The 15495-nt window shown below is 32.7% G+C and carries 20 protein-coding genes and 2 rRNA genes; 13 read left to right on the top strand and 9 right to left on the bottom strand.

What is annotated here, in order from left to right; genetic code table 11:
• The first annotated feature begins 442 nt into the window (after window positions 1-442).
• Window positions 443-709, top strand: coding sequence for a TatA/E family twin arginine-targeting protein translocase (locus tag MK115_RS08175; protein WP_025891414.1), 267 nt, complete (start codon window positions 443-445; stop codon window positions 707-709).
• Between the two features lie 4 nt (window positions 710-713).
• On the top strand, window positions 714-1106 hold the full coding sequence (locus tag MK115_RS08170; protein ID WP_002806001.1) for a nuclear hormone receptor family protein: 393 nt from the start codon (window positions 714-716) through the stop codon (window positions 1104-1106).
• Window positions 1107-1117: 11 nt separating this feature from the next.
• Here MK115_RS08170 and MK115_RS08165 read toward each other — a convergent pair whose 3' ends face one another.
• Window positions 1118-1435 (bottom strand): hypothetical protein, encoded by a 318-nt coding sequence (locus tag MK115_RS08165; RefSeq protein ID WP_025933127.1) that lies wholly within the window; start codon window positions 1433-1435, stop codon window positions 1118-1120.
• Between the two features lie 91 nt (window positions 1436-1526).
• Between MK115_RS08165 and MK115_RS08160 the strand changes: the two genes are divergently transcribed.
• The gene (locus tag MK115_RS08160; RefSeq protein ID WP_011817836.1) at window positions 1527-1742 is read left to right on the top strand and encodes a Nif11-like leader peptide family natural product precursor; all 216 of its coding nucleotides are present in this window, start codon (window positions 1527-1529) and stop codon (window positions 1740-1742) included.
• Between the two features lies 1 nt (window position 1743).
• On the opposite strand, the gene MK115_RS08155 is transcribed toward MK115_RS08160, so the two are convergent.
• Window positions 1744-2229, bottom strand: a complete 486-nt coding sequence (locus MK115_RS08155) for a hypothetical protein (RefSeq protein ID WP_287610705.1) — start codon at window positions 2227-2229, stop codon at window positions 1744-1746.
• 322 nt (window positions 2230-2551) lie between these two features.
• Between MK115_RS08155 and MK115_RS08150 the strand changes: the two genes are divergently transcribed.
• Together MK115_RS08150 and MK115_RS08145 are read left to right on the top strand one after the other, a co-directional pair.
• Window positions 2552-4081 carry a phytoene desaturase family protein gene (locus tag MK115_RS08150; protein WP_287610704.1) on the top strand — a complete coding sequence of 510 codons (1530 nt, stop codon included), beginning with the start codon at window positions 2552-2554 and terminating at the stop codon, window positions 4079-4081.
• A gap of 117 nt (window positions 4082-4198) precedes the next feature.
• Window positions 4199-4402: a hypothetical protein gene (locus MK115_RS08145; RefSeq protein WP_025922916.1), complete on the top strand. Its 204-nt coding sequence runs from the start codon at window positions 4199-4201 to the stop codon at window positions 4400-4402.
• 11 nt (window positions 4403-4413) lie between these two features.
• Here MK115_RS08145 and MK115_RS08140 read toward each other — a convergent pair whose 3' ends face one another.
• Both MK115_RS08140 and MK115_RS08135 read right to left on the bottom strand, forming a co-directional pair.
• Window positions 4414-4704, bottom strand: a complete 291-nt coding sequence (locus MK115_RS08140; protein ID WP_011817831.1) for a TIGR03894 family protein — start codon at window positions 4702-4704, stop codon at window positions 4414-4416.
• A 90-nt stretch (window positions 4705-4794) separates the two neighbouring features.
• Window positions 4795-5001, bottom strand: a complete 207-nt coding sequence (locus MK115_RS08135; RefSeq protein WP_075449072.1) for a hypothetical protein — start codon at window positions 4999-5001, stop codon at window positions 4795-4797.
• 301 nt (window positions 5002-5302) lie between these two features.
• Between MK115_RS08135 and MK115_RS08130 the strand changes: the two genes are divergently transcribed.
• A complete protein-coding gene (locus MK115_RS08130) occupies window positions 5303-5611 on the top strand; it encodes a DUF8638 family protein (protein ID WP_209127602.1) in 309 nt (102 codons plus the stop codon).
• A gap of 273 nt (window positions 5612-5884) precedes the next feature.
• Here MK115_RS08130 and MK115_RS08125 read toward each other — a convergent pair whose 3' ends face one another.
• Window positions 5885-6025 (bottom strand): hypothetical protein, encoded by a 141-nt coding sequence (locus MK115_RS08125; protein WP_002805778.1) that lies wholly within the window; start codon window positions 6023-6025, stop codon window positions 5885-5887.
• A gap of 155 nt (window positions 6026-6180) precedes the next feature.
• Between MK115_RS08125 and MK115_RS08120 the strand changes: the two genes are divergently transcribed.
• On the top strand, window positions 6181-6690 hold the full coding sequence (locus MK115_RS08120; RefSeq protein WP_025890435.1) for an alternative oxidase: 510 nt from the start codon (window positions 6181-6183) through the stop codon (window positions 6688-6690).
• Here the strand turns inward: MK115_RS08120 and MK115_RS08115 are convergent.
• Complete coding sequence (locus tag MK115_RS08115) at window positions 6687-7121, bottom strand: NADH-quinone oxidoreductase (RefSeq protein ID WP_287610703.1); 435 nt, start codon at window positions 7119-7121, stop codon at window positions 6687-6689. The two genes, MK115_RS08120 and MK115_RS08115, sit on opposite strands and share 4 nt — an antisense overlap.
• 365 nt (window positions 7122-7486) lie before the next feature.
• On the opposite strand from MK115_RS08115, the gene MK115_RS08110 reads away from it, so the two are divergent.
• Together MK115_RS08110 and MK115_RS08105 are read left to right on the top strand one after the other, a co-directional pair.
• On the top strand, window positions 7487-7624 hold the full coding sequence (locus tag MK115_RS08110) for a hypothetical protein (protein WP_002807298.1): 138 nt from the start codon (window positions 7487-7489) through the stop codon (window positions 7622-7624).
• A 451-nt stretch (window positions 7625-8075) separates the two neighbouring features.
• Window positions 8076-8324, top strand: coding sequence for a DUF3104 domain-containing protein (locus MK115_RS08105; protein ID WP_025922913.1), 249 nt, complete (start codon window positions 8076-8078; stop codon window positions 8322-8324).
• 66 nt (window positions 8325-8390) lie between these two features.
• Here MK115_RS08105 and MK115_RS08100 read toward each other — a convergent pair whose 3' ends face one another.
• Window positions 8391-9281 (bottom strand): GNAT family N-acetyltransferase, encoded by an 891-nt coding sequence (locus MK115_RS08100; RefSeq protein ID WP_287610702.1) that lies wholly within the window; start codon window positions 9279-9281, stop codon window positions 8391-8393.
• A gap of 156 nt (window positions 9282-9437) precedes the next feature.
• On the opposite strand from MK115_RS08100, the gene MK115_RS08095 reads away from it, so the two are divergent.
• From MK115_RS08095 to MK115_RS08080, 4 genes are all read left to right on the top strand, one after another.
• Window positions 9438-10829 (top strand): aldehyde dehydrogenase family protein, encoded by a 1392-nt coding sequence (locus MK115_RS08095; protein ID WP_287610701.1) that lies wholly within the window; start codon window positions 9438-9440, stop codon window positions 10827-10829.
• 72 nt (window positions 10830-10901) lie between these two features.
• Window positions 10902-11663, top strand: coding sequence for a LysM peptidoglycan-binding domain-containing protein (locus tag MK115_RS08090; RefSeq protein WP_287610700.1), 762 nt, complete (start codon window positions 10902-10904; stop codon window positions 11661-11663).
• An 80-nt stretch (window positions 11664-11743) separates the two neighbouring features.
• A complete protein-coding gene (locus MK115_RS08085; protein WP_011817817.1) occupies window positions 11744-11953 on the top strand; it encodes a photosystem I reaction center subunit IV in 210 nt (69 codons plus the stop codon).
• Between the two features lie 4 nt (window positions 11954-11957).
• Complete coding sequence (locus MK115_RS08080) at window positions 11958-12836, top strand: DNA-formamidopyrimidine glycosylase (protein WP_287610697.1); 879 nt, start codon at window positions 11958-11960, stop codon at window positions 12834-12836.
• A gap of 43 nt (window positions 12837-12879) precedes the next feature.
• Here the strand turns inward: MK115_RS08080 and rrf are convergent.
• Both rrf and MK115_RS08070 read right to left on the bottom strand, forming a co-directional pair.
• Window positions 12880-12996 (bottom strand): 5S ribosomal RNA (gene rrf / locus MK115_RS08075).
• Window positions 12997-13060: 64 nt separating this feature from the next.
• Window positions 13061-15495: ribosomal RNA gene (locus MK115_RS08070) — 23S ribosomal RNA — on the bottom strand; the annotation flags it as partial.

Here is a 15495-nt window from a genome sequence, read left to right as displayed (position 1 = left end):
AAAAATAGATAAAAAACAAAAAATAAGTACTTCATTTTTTTAAGATAGTATTAATATACTGAATAGTTTCAATAATTTAGAAAAAAATTATTTTTGAAAAAGATTAAAAATTAATAGAATAATCTAATTTGAGTTGAATCTAGGATTTCTATAAAATAATAATAAAAGAAATTAAGATAAAATAAGTGATAGTAATAAATAATCTCGGTGAAAATGAGAAAATTAATAGATAAACATAAAACTCTTATAAATTGGTACCAAAAAAAATTCAAATTGAGTGATTATCAATTACTTTGGTTAGTTTTCTTTAAAGGAGTATTAATAACAATAATATTTTTCAAAATTTTTTAATATTAAAAAAAGCTCTTCCGAGAATGAAATTTTCACATGATTTGACTATATTTAATAGTAGATTTCCTAATTAGTTAAATAGTTATCAGTTATGAATATTTTTGGTGTAGGTTTGCCTGAAGTTACTGTAATACTTATCTTAGCTCTTTTAATTTTTGGTCCAAAAAAGCTTCCAGAATTAGGAAAACAGCTTGGTAAAACTTTGAAAAGTCTTAAAAAAGCGTCGAATGAATTTCAAAATGAAATCGATCAAGTTATGAACGAAGAAGATAAAGATGAATCTCCTAAATCTATAGAAAGCAATCAAACCAATGAAATTAATCAAGAAAAAATAGATTCAGAAAACAGCAAAAAATAATATCTTGGATAGGCCCATAACCCCCATAGACGAATTTGAAAGAGCATTAGATAAAGCAGCTCTTACTAAAGAAGAATATGAATTGATAGACTACATCCGCTATACAAGTGTTTTTACACAACCTAGTCTTATTAAAGATTTAAAAAGGCCATCAAAACCTCCTCTTTTGTCAGTTCTATGTCAAATTTGCAGAAAAATTGGTTCGGAGATGCCAGATCATTTCAAAAAAGTAATTGAGTGGTCAATTGAAATAAGTGATCACAATACAAAATGGGATGCTCATTTAATTTGCGCAGAAGCATTGAATATAGACAAAATCCCATTAAGTCCTATTCATGGAACAACTTTATTTGATGTTCTTGTTGTACACAAAGAATTATTTCTTGGCTTTGATTGAATTAAATTAAATTAATCATCTAAAGGCACAGAATCAGTATCTATAACTTCCGAATCATCATACTTATTTATTTTATTTTCAATCCAGTTATTTATATAACTAACTAAAGGCAATGAACCTCTAAAAATAAAAATAGAGGTAGGCAAAGCGCTTAATAAACCGACTACAGGACTTTTAAAAAGTAATCTTCCGGCTTTTATGTTAAATAAAATAATAAGCGCTGAGGGAACTATAACTTTAACTACTGTTTTGAGCGCCTCAAGCCAACCGACACGATATATCCACCATATTAAAATTATGCCAACTATATAGAGGAATAAGTAAGTCATAAAAATAGTATAATGATTATCTATTTATCTTGTTCTTGCTAAGAAAAAGATTTTATAAATTTCTTTAACATCAATCAATCAAATTCTAGTAATGAGTTTTTCTGAAATAAGAAAATTTTTAATTAAGATGCAATCTGATGAAGAATTAAAAAAGCAGGTTACGACATCCTCTACAGCAGATGATGTAGCCCTAATAGGTCAACGCTTAGGTTATGACTTTTCAGGAGATGATCTCTTAAGATTTAATGGACAAAAAGTTGATAAAGTTACCGTAAGAAAGGTAGATCATCCAGGAGAATACCACTAAATTAAGACTTAACCCATATTGCAAGCCCTCCGCCCCTGCCTCGAGCACATAACCAATTATCTTTAGTGCTAATTCCTACAAGTGAGAAAAAAGGCATTTTTTTATCTTCTGGTTTTTTTAATTCCTTATTAAATATAGGAAAACTACTAATACTAATTTTCAATTCTTCAAAATAGAAAGCCAATAAAGGTCTAATCCCTTTTAATTCTGCGCTGCCTATAAAAGTAATATTTAATAATCCGAAATTAATTGAATTTTTTATTTCATAATTTATTTGATCCTCTTTATTTTTACTTTTTAATTCGAGTCTTGCCGACAATACTTGGAGAATCGAACTGGGTATATTTTTGATTTCATCTGACTCCTTTCCCCATACATACTTAAACTTCCATATTCCTAACAATTCCTCATATAAAATTCCGCTACCGTTTTTTTGAGAATTTTTTTCTAAAAGTTTTATCTCATTAATATCAGGAAATTGTTTCATAATAGATTTTAATCTAAGAATCAAATACTAAGATAACTCTATAAAAAATGTTCTTAGTTAAAAATATCTCCAAAAAGATTTCTTTATTTCAAAATATTTCCAAAAAAATAATTTTATGGCACACATAAGGAACAAGATCTCGTTAATATATTTACATAAAGTAACTAAATTAATGGATTTTATTTCTAAAAGTCAAGGATACATCCCTCTAAAAGCAGTCCCTTACATATTTTTCCTAGCTGTTGTACTAAGTATTACAACTTCAACTAATACATTTGTCTAAAACTAGTTAGTTGGGCGAGAAGAGTAAAGTAAATATTTAATGGAAAAGTACGATGTTGTAATAGTAGGTAGTGGAATAGGGGGATTATGTTGTGGTTCGATTCTCGCTTTATCAGGCAAAAAAGTACTTATATGTGAAGCACATACCCAACCGGGAGGTGTTGCTCACAGTTTCAAAAGAAAAGGTTACACTTTCGAATCAGGTCCTTCATTGTGGAGTGGAATAGGTAAATGGCCGACAACTAATCCCCTAGGGCAAATTCTTAAATTACTTGATGAAGAAGTTGAACTATTTCAATACAAAGGTTGGCAAGTAATTGTCCCAGAAGGCAATTTTAATCTTGATGTGGGGGAAGAACCTTTTAAACAAACAATTAAAACTTTAAGAGGTGAGAAATCTGTTAAAGAATGGGAATCATTTATTTCCGGAATAAAACCTCTTAGCCAAATAATAAATGAAATACCTTTACTCTCATTTTCTCCCGAATCAATAAATTTCTTAGATCTAATAAATTTAACCTCAAAATTTTTACCTAATATCAATCAAATACCAAAAATTAATAAAGGCTTTGGGAATTTAGTAAATAATCATCTAGAGGATCCTTTTCTCAGAAATTGGGTTGATTTATTGAGCTTTTTGATAAGTGGTATGTCAATGCATGATACAAATACAGCTGCGATGGCTACTTTATTTAACGAATGGTTTGAACCAAATTCATACCTTGAATACCCCAAAGGAGGTAGTGAATCTATCGTAAAAGCCTTAATTAATGGATTTAAAAAAAATGGAGGAGAATTAATTCTTTCTTCGAGAGTAAAGACAATTAACTTCAATAAAAATTTAGCCACAGGTATAACTCTTAATAATGGTTCTAGTTATAGTTGTGAATCTGTTGTCACGAATACTGATGTTTGGAATTTAAAAAAGTTAATTCCAAATGAAATTTCAAAAAAATGGAATACAAAAGTTTTGAACCCTAATAAATGTGATTCTTTCCTTCATATACATCTAGGTTTTGATGCTGATGGTCTTGAAAATTTGCCAATACATGCGATACATGTTGATGAGTGGGAAAAAGGTATAACCGCAGAAAGAAATATAGCTGTATTTTCAATCCCATCTGTTTTAGATAAAAATATGGCCCCTGAAGGAAAACATGTTCTTCATGGATATACTCCCGCAAATGAACCTTGGGAAATTTGGGAAAACCTAAATCCAAAGGAATTAGAATATAGAAATTTGAAAGAAGAAAGATGTTCAATATTCCTTAATGCAGTGCGAAAATTCATCCCTGATATAGATGAAAGGATTGATTTAAAGATGCTAGGAACCCCAATCACTCATAAAAAATTCACCAATACCTATTGCGGTAGTTACGGCCCTGCATTATCTGCAGCAAAAGGTCTTTTCCCAGGCTGCAAAACTCCAGTGAAAAATTTATTTACTTGCGGTGCAAGTACATTTCCAGGTATTGGAATTCCTGCTGTTTCAGCAAGTGGCGCTTACGCAGCTGAAAAAATTATTGGTAAAAAAGAATTTAAAACTCTTCTTAAGAAAATAAATTTATGAATCAAGTTCTTTTTTATAACTCTACAAATACTTAGTTAAGAAATAAGAATAAAGAAAGCAAAAACGTTCAATAATGATAATCTTTATCTGAACATAAACTTAACTTATAGCTCTTATATGTTTTTCTTATCAATTCCTCAAGCCTGGCATTTAGTTGGCACTTGGTCAGAACAACTTCCAAACGAGTCAAATCTTATAGGAATGGGCCAAACAGAATTAATGATGACTTTACATTCAATATTCGTTCCTCTCTTACTTGTAATTTCATATTACCTATTCAATAGACTTAATAAAAACGAATCAAAGAAAATTAAAGGATGATCGTTTAAGGTTTATTTAGCTGAACTTCTTCTAACTACTTTTCTGCCTGTAGAAGTATCAACTCCGCTTGAATCTTTAGTTTGTGAATTAGTTTCAACATTATCAACATCACTTTTATCCATTTCTGCGCAAACACCTACTACCATGGCAGCTTGCATTTGATCTGGTAAATCTCCAATAGTTAATAAGGCCTTTAAAACTAATTGAAGTCGAGTTTGCCGATCTATTTCAGGTCTTAGTTTTTTTACGGTATTCCAAAGTTCTTGGGTAACTTCTTTTAAAAGTTCTCGATCAACAGCCAAATTAAATCCTTCTTGTATTTCTACTAATCTAACAAAAAATTGGATCTCGTAAAATAATATTCAATAAAAAGATTGTTAGTTAATATTTTTCTATCCGAATACAAGTTGCATTTGTTGGTGCAATTCATTCTTCTCTTGCAAAAGTTTATCTTTTTCAATCTTTTTTAGAGTAAAAGTTCTATAAAATTTTTTTTGAATCTTTATTGGAGTATTTTCAAACTTTACATTTTTGCTTATTAGAGAATTCCACTCTTTTGAATTAAAAGGGGCATAAGGAGAAGATGAAATCACTTTCATGTCTTAATAATACATCTGTACTAATAATAGTACAGATTTACTATTATGCAACAACTGAGTCGACTTTTCTTAAATTTTAAAATGTCTTTGAGAATGGATTGATTTTTTTTATCTAATTTGTGGGAATTATAAGTTTGATAAATGAATAAAAGTATCATAAGTAACTTATTGATCCCTTTTTTTAGTGTCTTAAGACTTTTATTGCTTAAAAACCTCTTAAAATAGTTAATTTGTTGAAATTAACATTGACAAGATATATTTAGTAATCCTTCCTATAAAAAGAATAATGAATTGATCAAAAATGCTTCTTAGTAATGCAAAAAGACTAAAGATCCAAGGAATAATTAAAAGAATTGCTCAAGATAAATCAATTACATTAGAAGAAAGGATATATGTTGAGAAATTTGCACACCATAATTCGACAATTTCTCTTTGGCTGAAAAAAGCTAACAGCTTTAGAAGGAATGGTACAAAAAATGATGGGGGGATTGATAACCTCTTACAATCATTTGGGATAGATGGACTAGATAAAGAAAATCATTTCAACCCAAATGAAGATGATATATCGGATTGGTTTGGCGGTGCTCCTGGTTGGCTAAGGAGAAGCTAGATCCATTAATTATTCAATTTACCCAGGCTATCTTACACAAATATATACTCATAAAAGATATAAATACCCAAAAAACCCATGGTATAAATTTAATCGGAACTAAATATTTTTTTGAAAAGGTTTTCATATAGATTTTTCTTTTAGATTATTTCTTCCTTACCGTTTTTGAGAATAGGTTTAATTGCTCTATTTATAAATTAAACAATATTCGAAACCTCAAAGATATTAAATCACTTTAAGTAGATAAACTTAATTAGCCTTAATCTTCACAATCTAAGCAACTTTATTTTCAATGTTCTTTGAAAAATTTACTATTTTTGCCTCATCATGGTCTGAATCATTCCAAAATTTTATAAGTCTTTCTAATTCATCAATCCTCTTTTTGGCATTTGCAATTTTTTCAGTAGTTGTCATATAAAATTTTTATCTATCCAATTAATGCATGAAAAAAAAATATTTCAATGGAAGTAACAATTTTTAGACTATAAATATTAATTTTTGGTTAATTACTTCAATACATCATAGTCCTCGAGCGGCTGAGTAATTATACTTAAAGAAAAACTAAATTTATGAAGAAATTAAATTCTTTGATTTTGAATAGTACAGTTAACTTCTTAGACTTCATATACTCTGGTAGATCTTTACAAAGATTTTGGGTTTTAGAAGTTATAGCTAGATCACCTTATTTTGCATTTCTTTCAGTTCTTCATTTTAAAGAATCCCTAGGAATTAAAAATGAAAAAACAATGATTTTAATGAAAGAACATTTTTATCAAGCTATTAACGAAACTGAGCATCTTAAAGAAATGGAGAAAAGAGGAGGAGATAGGTTCTGGATTGATAGATTTTTTGCGAGACACCTTGTGCTTGTCTATTACTGGATCATGGTTTTTTATTATTTCCTCTCTCCAGCTAATGCTTATGATGTCAACATAAAAATCGAAGAACATGCATTTGAAACTTATTCCAAATATTTAATAGATAATCCAAATGATCAAAAAATAAAAGAAATTGCTCAAGATGAATTAAATCATGTCCAAGAACTTAACGAAGCTTTGTCAATGCTTACAACAGTTTAGATTAGTGCTGAGAAATCTATTAGCAATATTGAGAGCATCACCGAAGAAGAAATTAATCCTAGGCTAATCATTAATGAGACATAACCTTTTTTTCTAGGCAATTTATAAAAAGATATTCCAATAATTAATATCATTATTAATGAGAAAAAAATTATAATTTTTTCATTTACTAAATTGAGATGTATAACTAAATTTTTTTCTTCAAAAAATTTGAGAAATTCAGATAAAACTAATTCTTCTTCTATTTTCTTAAAATAGTCAAATGAGCTTATAAAAGCAGAACTTAATAAAGATAATGCAACCAGTGCAGTAACTGGTTTTGTTAACCTGTTAAGTGTTCTGTTAAAACTTGCCAATAAAATAAGAATAAATAAAGAGGTTACTAAAGGTATTAAAGGTATAAGAGTTGTTGAATTTATGAAATTTCCCACGAAAATAATATGTATCTAACTTAAAATTTTATATTATTTCGACGCGTTATTTTATTAAATAAGATTTTTTAAAATCTAAAATGTAATTAGTACCTATTGCATTCTGTGTAAATTGATACCAAAATTAAATTAGTATTGAAAAATAAAATGTTAGCCATTTCTGAAATTATTATTGCAAGTGCTATCTTCCTAGGAGTTGTATATTGGGAAGTCAAATTCCTATATACCAAAACTACTGTAGCGAAATAAATTCACTCAAAACAGGAAAATTAAAAGCGTAGAAAATTTAAATAAAATTTAAGAATTTAAGTTGACAAAAAAAGCTCTAAATATGAGAGAATAAACACAAATATTCAGCCCCTCTAATGAGCGAAGTCCAAAATCCTAATACTAACTCAACTCAGCAGCAGCAACAGCAACAGCAACAATCCTATTCAGACAGCAAAATTAATTCTGCTGAGAGCGAGAGACTTTATCTTGAGATGAAAGAAGCTTGGCTTTAAATTTAATTCGTGTTTGAAATAATATTTCTATAATTTTTTTTTAATTTTGAAGTAATCAATACTTTTTTATTTTCTATACCCTTTAAATTTTATTTAACAGCAAGGGTAATTTTTGAGAAAACTAAAGCAGTTAGAAAAAATTAACGGAAGGCTCGCAATGGGAGGGTTGATATATTTAGTTTTTACAAAATTAGTTTCCAACCGTGCCGACATATTAGACCAGCTTAAATCTTATTTAATTTAAGAAATGAATTGGAAATATTATCCAGGAATATTTCTTTCTATATAAGCGTCAGTTAAAGCTAAAATTAACCCCAATAATGTTGAAAATATAGCAATTTCAGTTGATTCCATTTTATTTTTGAATTACCCCTAGTTTGCTAAATAATTCAAAGTTCAGCAACAAAACTAATAACTTACTATAGTACGTATATACTATTAGTTATTTATTGTGAGCTCAGCAACTCCTGAGTTTCTTTTCGTTAGGCCTGGTGATTATGTCGCAATTAAAAAAGAAAATTGCGAAGATACTAAGGAAAAGAATGAAAATTATTGGGTCGGTCAAGTTATCGACTGTATTGGAGGAGCTAGAAATCCAAATTCATGGACCTTGTTTCAAGTTGCCAATATTGACAATGGAGAGATCACTATAATCAACGCCGATATTGTAGAAAAAATTTTGAAACCTTCTGGAAGTTAATCTTAATCAAACAAACTTCTTTCAGTATTACAGAAACAAAAGGGGAAATGAACGCTTTAAAGGAAATCACCCCAGTTCCAAGCAGGCAAGTCCATATACTTGATTCATAGGGCAGGGAGGTTGAATGCCTTTATACATTCTGTAAGTTTTTGATATTTCCTCAAATCCCAAACTTGATAAAAGATAATTTGCATAAGGATTCAGATTAGAGCAATCCAATAAGATTTGGGCATCTAAATCACCAACTAACTCCCTTATTAATAATTCAGCAAGTGGTGGAGTATCCGCTAAAAGAGGTCCGATTCTCCAGCCTTGCTCATTATCCTCCAATACACAAGGTCTTATCCTGCCAAATCCATGGCACATCCCATTATTATCGACAATTGCACTGACATTACCATGAGAATTTTTCAACCAGTCATTTAGAAAATGTGGTCTGGGACTAGGTTCTCTTTGATCATCATAAATTAAGACTGCTTCAGAAGAAATTTTATTACCCGGGACAACTTTAAAAGAATGAAATTGATCTTTATAGAAATTTCTCAATGGCAAATCTTGAGAACCATTTAATTTCCATCGATTTGTAATGGAAGATTTTCTAAACCCCCACTTTGCGTAATCATTCAATCTATCTGGGGCAGCCTCAAGACCAATACAATCAACATTTTTCAAATATTCGAGGGCATGTTTCCATAATCTCACTCCATATCCATTATTTCGGAATTCTTTTTTAACGATAAATAAACCTATAAAACCATACGAGGAATTATATTTTATACACGCAATAGAACCTATAGGATTATTGTCGAGACAAGCTACCCATACCCCTTGTTTATCTGTATTTCTATAAATTGATACGTCATCCATTCCAGGAGAAAATCCTTCTAACCTTGCCCAGTTTGTGACTTCTGGTATTTCATTTATAGATATCAATCTAATTGAAAAATTTTCCCTCATAGAAATATACTAACCAAGAAAAATTTGAATTTTTAAAGGCAATATTAATAAATTTGATTATTTCTCATAAATCATTCACTTTGATTTAATTGGCTAAAAACCTTAGTTATTTACAATTTATCCTCTGATATATTTAATACTATTCAAAGGTAAAAAATGAAAATTTCTGATAAATTTCATTTAGAAGACATTTATAAATTAAAAAATACAGTTCTCACTGGTAAAACTGAAGATATAAAATGGCGGATCCAACATATCAATATAGTTTCTAAACTTTTGGATGAAAATAAAAAAGAGATAATAAAATCACTTTTTGTTGATCTAGGTAAATCTGAAATTGAAGGGCTTTCAGAAATCCTTTTAGTGAAAGAAGAAATTTCACTCATAAAAAAGAAACTCAATTCTTGGATGCGACCAAAAAAGATTGATACACCTTTTTATCTATTTCCATCATCCTCCAAAGTTATTTATGAACCTCTTGGGTGTGTCTTAATTCTTGGTCCTTATAATTATCCATTACTTTATGTTTTAAAGCCATTGGTAAATATTTTCTCAGCAGGAAATACTGCAGTTATAAAACCATCAGAGAAATGTCCTGCGACCTCAAAACTTATTAAAAAGCTTACTTCCAAATATTTCCGTAAAGATGTCCTAATGACAGTAGAGGGTGATAATAAACAATCCATAAAATTAATTGAACAAAATTTTGACCACATTTTTTTTACAGGAAGTACTGAAACTGGAAAATCTATAATGAAATTAGCTTCAAAAAACTTAACTCCATTAACTCTTGAGTTAAGCGGAACAAATCCTGTAATTGTTTTCAAGAATGCAAATTTAGAAGTGGCTGCAAAAAGAATTGTTTGGGGTAAATTTTTTAATTCTGGTCAATCCTGCATGGCTCCGAATCATATCTTTGTAGATAAAGAAATTGAAAATATTTTTATAGAAAAATTAAAGAAATACATAGTAAGTTTTTACGGAGATAATCCAATTATTTCCGAAAACCTATCAAAATTGGAGAAAAAACAATTTACATCAACTGTAGAAATTCTCAAACAATATAAAAAAGAAAAAAGAATTTTATTTGGGGGGACTTTTAGTAAAAAAAAGTTGAAAATATCTCCTACAATTTTGAGAACTAAATTAAATGAAACAGATATTTTGCAGAAAGAATTATTCAGTTCACTACTTCCTGTAGTTGGAATTAATGATAAGGAATCAGCTTTAAAACAGATTAGTCAAACATCAAAACCATTAGCAATCTACTTATTTGGAGGCAATAAAAAAATCCATAATCATATTTCAAAAGTAACCAGCTCAGGAACAATTTGTATAAATGATGTGATGTTACCAGTCCTTATTCCAAATTTACCGTTTGGAGGCGTTGGGCAAAGTGGTATTGGTAAATTTCATGGAGAAGAAGGTTTTCGAAATTTTTCAAATCAAAAATCTATTACTTTTAAAGGTTTTTTATTTGATTCAAATCTGCGGTATCCCCCCTATGAAAGAGTAAAGAAATTTTTAAAGTTTATTTTTCAGGTTTAAATTACTTAAATTGTTTTCAAAAACCTAGCGATTTTAAATTTAAAGATTATCTTTAAATAAATAGTGAGTTTTATGAAATTTGCATTTTTAGTAATTGCCATATTTATTAATTTTTTTAATCACTCATTGATAAAATCAGAAGAAAAAATATTTTCAGCAAAAAATAAAATTGAGAATATTGCTAGAAAAGAATCAATTACTGAAGAAAAAACTGAAATAAAAAAAATTCATATTGTAAAAAGTGGAGATACAATATCAAGTATTTCAAAATTCTATTCAATAAATAAAGATTTAATTATTAAATTGAATAACTTAAAAGATGAAAATTATATCTTTGTTGGCCAAAATCTTATTATCTCCGAATCTACTGAAAATCTTACAAAACAATCAGATTTAATAAATAATTATCATATTGTTCAAACTGGTGAAAATCTTACTGAGATATCAAACAAATATAATTTAAAAGTAATCGATCTGATAGAGATTAATAATCTCAATAATCCTGATTCAATAAAAGTTGGTCAAAAGCTCATAATAAGAAAAAAGAACACAATTAATTCAGAAAATTATGAAACAACTGAAAATAAAAAAAATAATGACTTACTTGAGTTAGATAAAAAAATTTATGGTCCTATAATTATCCAAAGTAAATCATATAAAGATATTAAAGGTAGAAAAGTTTTAAACGTACTAAATCAAGAAAATAAAAAACTTATTCTTTCAATCAATTGTGATACAAATGAATTAGATGTAAGAATACCTGGTAGGAAATGGATGGGAAGTAAGCCTGCTAAAGAAGAATTCGAAAATAATTTAATAAATGATTTTTGTTAAAACTTTTAATTAATATGTGTGAATAATTTGTCTAAGAATATTAATGATGAGTTATTCTACAAAAAGTTAAATTAATAGTAATGGCAATTTCAAGAGGAGATCTCGTAAGAGTAAAAAGACCAGAATCATATTGGTACAATGAAATAGGTAAAGTTGCTTCAGTTGATACCTCAGGTATTAAATATAACTGTGTAGTCAGATTCGATAAAGTAAATTACGCTGGGATAAGCGGAACTGATGGTGGAGCAAATACAAATAATTTCGCTGAAAGTGAATTAGAGAAAGCTTAAATAATTGCCTGAATTACCTGAAGTAGAAACTGTTCGCAGAGGTTTAGAGCAAAAACTTAATAACTTTATTATTAAAAAAGTAGAAGTCTGTAGGGATTCAACTGTTGCATTCCCAATAAACAAAGAAGAATTCATTAAAGGACTTCTGAACTCACTTATTTATAAATGGGATAGAAGAGGAAAATATTTAATAGCTCAATTAAAAGAAGTTCAAAATGAGAATACTCAATTTCCTCTAGAAAATTCACAAAATAACGGATTTCTTGTAGTTCATCTAAGAATGACTGGATATTTTAAATTTATTGAAAACTCAAGTCATCCTTGTAAACATACAAGAATAAGATTTTTCGATAAAAATAATAATGAGCTTAGGTACATTGACGTAAGAAGTTTTGGTCAAATGTGGTGGATTAATAAAGACCTATCGCTTAACAAAATAATTAAAGGATTAGGTTCATTAGGACCAGAACCATTTTCTAAAGACTTTGATGCAAATTACCTTAAGAAAGTTATTTCAAAAAGAACAAAATCTATAAAAGCTATTTTATTAGATCAAACAATAGTGGCAGGTATAGGTAATATTTATGCTGATGAAAGTTTATACTCTGCTGGCATCTCACCTTTTAGGGAAGCTCGAACAATAAAGAAGAATGAGTTAATCAAGCTCAAAGAATCAATTGTAACTGTATTAAAAAAAAGTATAGGTTCTGGGGGTACTACATTTAGCGATTTTAGGGACTTGGAAGGAGAGAATGGGAATTTTGGTTTACAGACAAATGTCTATAGGAGAACTGGAAAAGAATGTCGTAAATGTGGAAATTTAATTGAAAGACAAAAAATTACTGGAAGAAGTACCCATTGGTGTCCTAAATGCCAAAAATAAAAAAGGGCTTACTCAAGAAGAGTAAACCCTTTTAAATATTTTTACCTGGCATTGAGCTATTTTCTCAAGGGGCTACCCCCTAAATATTTTCGCCGCTGATGCGTTTCACAACCGAGTTCGAGATGGATCGGAGTGGTTCCACATCGCCATGAACACCAGGATAGTGTGAACCTTGAGAACTGCATAGAAAATTATATAAATTAAAAACAATAAATTAAGTTTATTTGGTCAAGCCCTCGGTCTATTAGTACTCCTCCGCTGCACTTGTTACCAAGCTTCCACGTAGAGCCTATCAACGGGTGTTCTTCCCGTGACCTTACTGGCTTAAGCCATGGCAATACTCATCTTGAGGTGGGCTTCCCACTTAGATGCTTTCAGCGGTTATCCACTCCGCACATGGCTACCCAGCGTTTACCGTTGGCACGATAACTGGCACACCAGAGGTGCGTTCCTCCCGGTCCTCTCGTACTAGGGAGAAATCCTCTCAATATTCCTGCGCATACACCGGATATGGACCGAACTGTCTCACGACGTTCTGAACCCAGCTCGCGTACCGCTTTAATGGGCGAACAGCCCAACCCTTGGGACCGACTTCAGCCCCAGGTTGCGATGAGCCGACATCGAGGTGCCAAACCTCCCCGTCGATGTGAACTCTTGGGGGAGATCAGCCTGTTATCCCTAGAGTAACTTTTATCCGTTGAGCGACGGCCCTTCCACGCAGAACCGTCGGATCACTAAAACCGACTTTCGTCCCTGTTCGACTTGTAGGTCTCACAGTCAAGCTCCCTTCTGCTTTTGCACTCAACGACTGATTTCCAACCAGCCTGAGGGAACCTTTGTGCGCCTCCGTTACCTTTTAGGAGGCGACCGCCCCAGTCAAACTGCCCATCAGATACTGTCCGCTTCCCGGATAACGGGTAAGCGTTAGAACCCTAGCTCTAAAAGAGTGGTATCTCACCGATGACTCAATAGTACCCACAAGCACTATTTCAACGTCTCCCACCTATTCTGCGCATTCAGAGCCCGAGCACAATATCAAACTACAGTAAAGCTTCATAGGGTCTTTCTGTCCGGGTGTATGTAGTCCGCATCTTCACAGACAATTCTATTTCGCCGAGCCTCTCTCCGAGACAGCGCGCAAATCGTTACACCTTTCGTGCGGGTCGGAACTTACCCGACAAGGAATTTCGCTACCTTAGGACCGTTATAGTTACGGCCGCCGTTCACCGGGGCTTCAGTCGCCAGCTTCACTAAAAGCTAACCAGCTTCCTTAACCTTCCGGCACTGGGCAGGTGTCAGCCCCCATACATCGTCTTGCGACTTAGCGGAGACCTGTGTTTTTGGTAAACAGTCGCTTGCGCCTCTTCACTGCGACCAGCTCTCGCTGGCACCCCTTCTCCCGAAGTTACGGGGCCATTTTGCCGAGTTCCTTAGAGAGAGTTATCTCGCGCCCCTCGGTATTCTCTACCACCCCACCTGTGTCGGTTTCGGGTACTGGCATTTGTGTCTTAACGAGTATAGGGCTTTTCTTGGAAGCATGACATCACCAACTTCGCTGCCGTAGCAGCTCGTACTCACGCCTTAGCTCAAGATGTTTTCTCCATCTCTCAAAGCCTCGAACGCTTGAACCAGTAACCAACATCTGGCCTGGTTAGCCTTCTCCGTCCCCCTTCTCAAAACACATCTGGTACAGGAATATTGACCTGTTATCCATCGACTACGCCTTTCGGCCTCGCCTTAGGTCCAGACTAACCCTCCGCGGACGAGCCTGCCGGAGGAACCCTTAGGGTTTCGGGGCATGGGATTCTCACCCATGTTTTCGCTACTCAAGCCGACATTCTCACTTCTATGCTGTCCACGTCCGCTTACGCTAACGCTTCACCCTACATAGAACGCTCCCCTACCATAAATAAATTTATCCGCAGCTTCGGTATAACGCTTAGCCCCGTTCATTTTCGGCGCAGGATCGCTCGACCAGTGAGCTATTACGCACTCCTTTGAGGATGGCTGCTTCTAGGCAAACCTCCTGGTTGTCTGGGCAATCCCACCTCCTTTATCACTTAGCGTTAATTTTGGGACCTTAGCTGGCGGTCTGGGCTGTTTCCCTCTTGACTATGGAGCTTATCCCCCACAGTCTGACTGCCTAGTTACACACAGGGTATTCAGAGTTCATATCGATTTGGTACCGCTTTCGCAGCCCGCACCGAAATGGTTGCTTTACCCCCCTGCTGGAGCACTAGACGCTACGCCTCAACGTATTTCGGGGAGAACCAGCTAGCTCCTGGTTCGATTGGCATTTCACCCCTAACCACAGCTCATCCGCTGAATTTTCAACTTCAGTCGGTTCGGACCTCCACTTGGTATCACCCAAGCTTCATCCTGGCCATGGTTAGATCACCAGGGTTCGGGTCTATAAACACTGACAAACGCCCTATTAAGACTCGCTTTCGCTGTGGCTCCACCATTTCCGGTTTAACCCGCCAGTGCCTATAAGTCGCCGGCTCATTCTTCAACAGGCACACGGTCACCCGATTAGTCGGGCTCCCATTGCTTGTAAGCTCACGGTTTCATGTTCTATTTCACTCCCCTCCCGGGGTTCTTTTCACCTTTCCCTCGCGGTACTGTTTCACTATCGGTCACACAGTAGTACTTAGCCTTA

This window comes from Prochlorococcus sp. ALOHA_ZT_50, from assembly GCF_022447305.1.
GTDB lineage: Bacteria > Cyanobacteriota > Cyanobacteriia > PCC-6307 > Cyanobiaceae > Prochlorococcus_A.
This window is presented reverse-complemented; position numbering and strand designations above follow the sequence as displayed.

Bases quoted from the DNA above. Each gene is read 5' to 3' on its own strand.
- MK115_RS08175 (WP_025891414.1), top strand. From the start codon at position 443: ATGAATATTTTTGGTGTAGGTTTGCCTGAAGTTACTGTAATACTTATC.
- MK115_RS08165 (WP_025933127.1), bottom strand. From the start codon at position 1,435: ATGACTTACTTATTCCTCTATATAGTTGGCATAATTTTAATATGGTGG.
- MK115_RS08160 (WP_011817836.1), top strand. From the start codon at position 1,527: ATGAGTTTTTCTGAAATAAGAAAATTTTTAATTAAGATGCAATCTGAT.
- MK115_RS08155 (WP_287610705.1), bottom strand. From the start codon at position 2,229: ATGAAACAATTTCCTGATATTAATGAGATAAAACTTTTAGAAAAAAAT.
- MK115_RS08150 (WP_287610704.1), top strand. From the start codon at position 2,552: ATGGAAAAGTACGATGTTGTAATAGTAGGTAGTGGAATAGGGGGATTA.
- MK115_RS08145 (WP_025922916.1), top strand. From the start codon at position 4,199: ATGTTTTTCTTATCAATTCCTCAAGCCTGGCATTTAGTTGGCACTTGG.
- MK115_RS08135 (WP_075449072.1), bottom strand. From the start codon at position 5,001: ATGAAAGTGATTTCATCTTCTCCTTATGCCCCTTTTAATTCAAAAGAG.
- MK115_RS08130 (WP_209127602.1), top strand. From the start codon at position 5,303: ATGCTTCTTAGTAATGCAAAAAGACTAAAGATCCAAGGAATAATTAAA.
- MK115_RS08125 (WP_002805778.1), bottom strand. From the start codon at position 6,025: ATGACAACTACTGAAAAAATTGCAAATGCCAAAAAGAGGATTGATGAA.
- MK115_RS08120 (WP_025890435.1), top strand. From the start codon at position 6,181: ATGAAGAAATTAAATTCTTTGATTTTGAATAGTACAGTTAACTTCTTA.
- MK115_RS08110 (WP_002807298.1), top strand. From the start codon at position 7,487: ATGAGCGAAGTCCAAAATCCTAATACTAACTCAACTCAGCAGCAGCAA.
- MK115_RS08100 (WP_287610702.1), bottom strand. From the start codon at position 9,281: ATGAGGGAAAATTTTTCAATTAGATTGATATCTATAAATGAAATACCA.
- MK115_RS08095 (WP_287610701.1), top strand. From the start codon at position 9,438: ATGAAAATTTCTGATAAATTTCATTTAGAAGACATTTATAAATTAAAA.
- MK115_RS08090 (WP_287610700.1), top strand. From the start codon at position 10,902: ATGAAATTTGCATTTTTAGTAATTGCCATATTTATTAATTTTTTTAAT.
- MK115_RS08085 (WP_011817817.1), top strand. From the start codon at position 11,744: ATGGCAATTTCAAGAGGAGATCTCGTAAGAGTAAAAAGACCAGAATCA.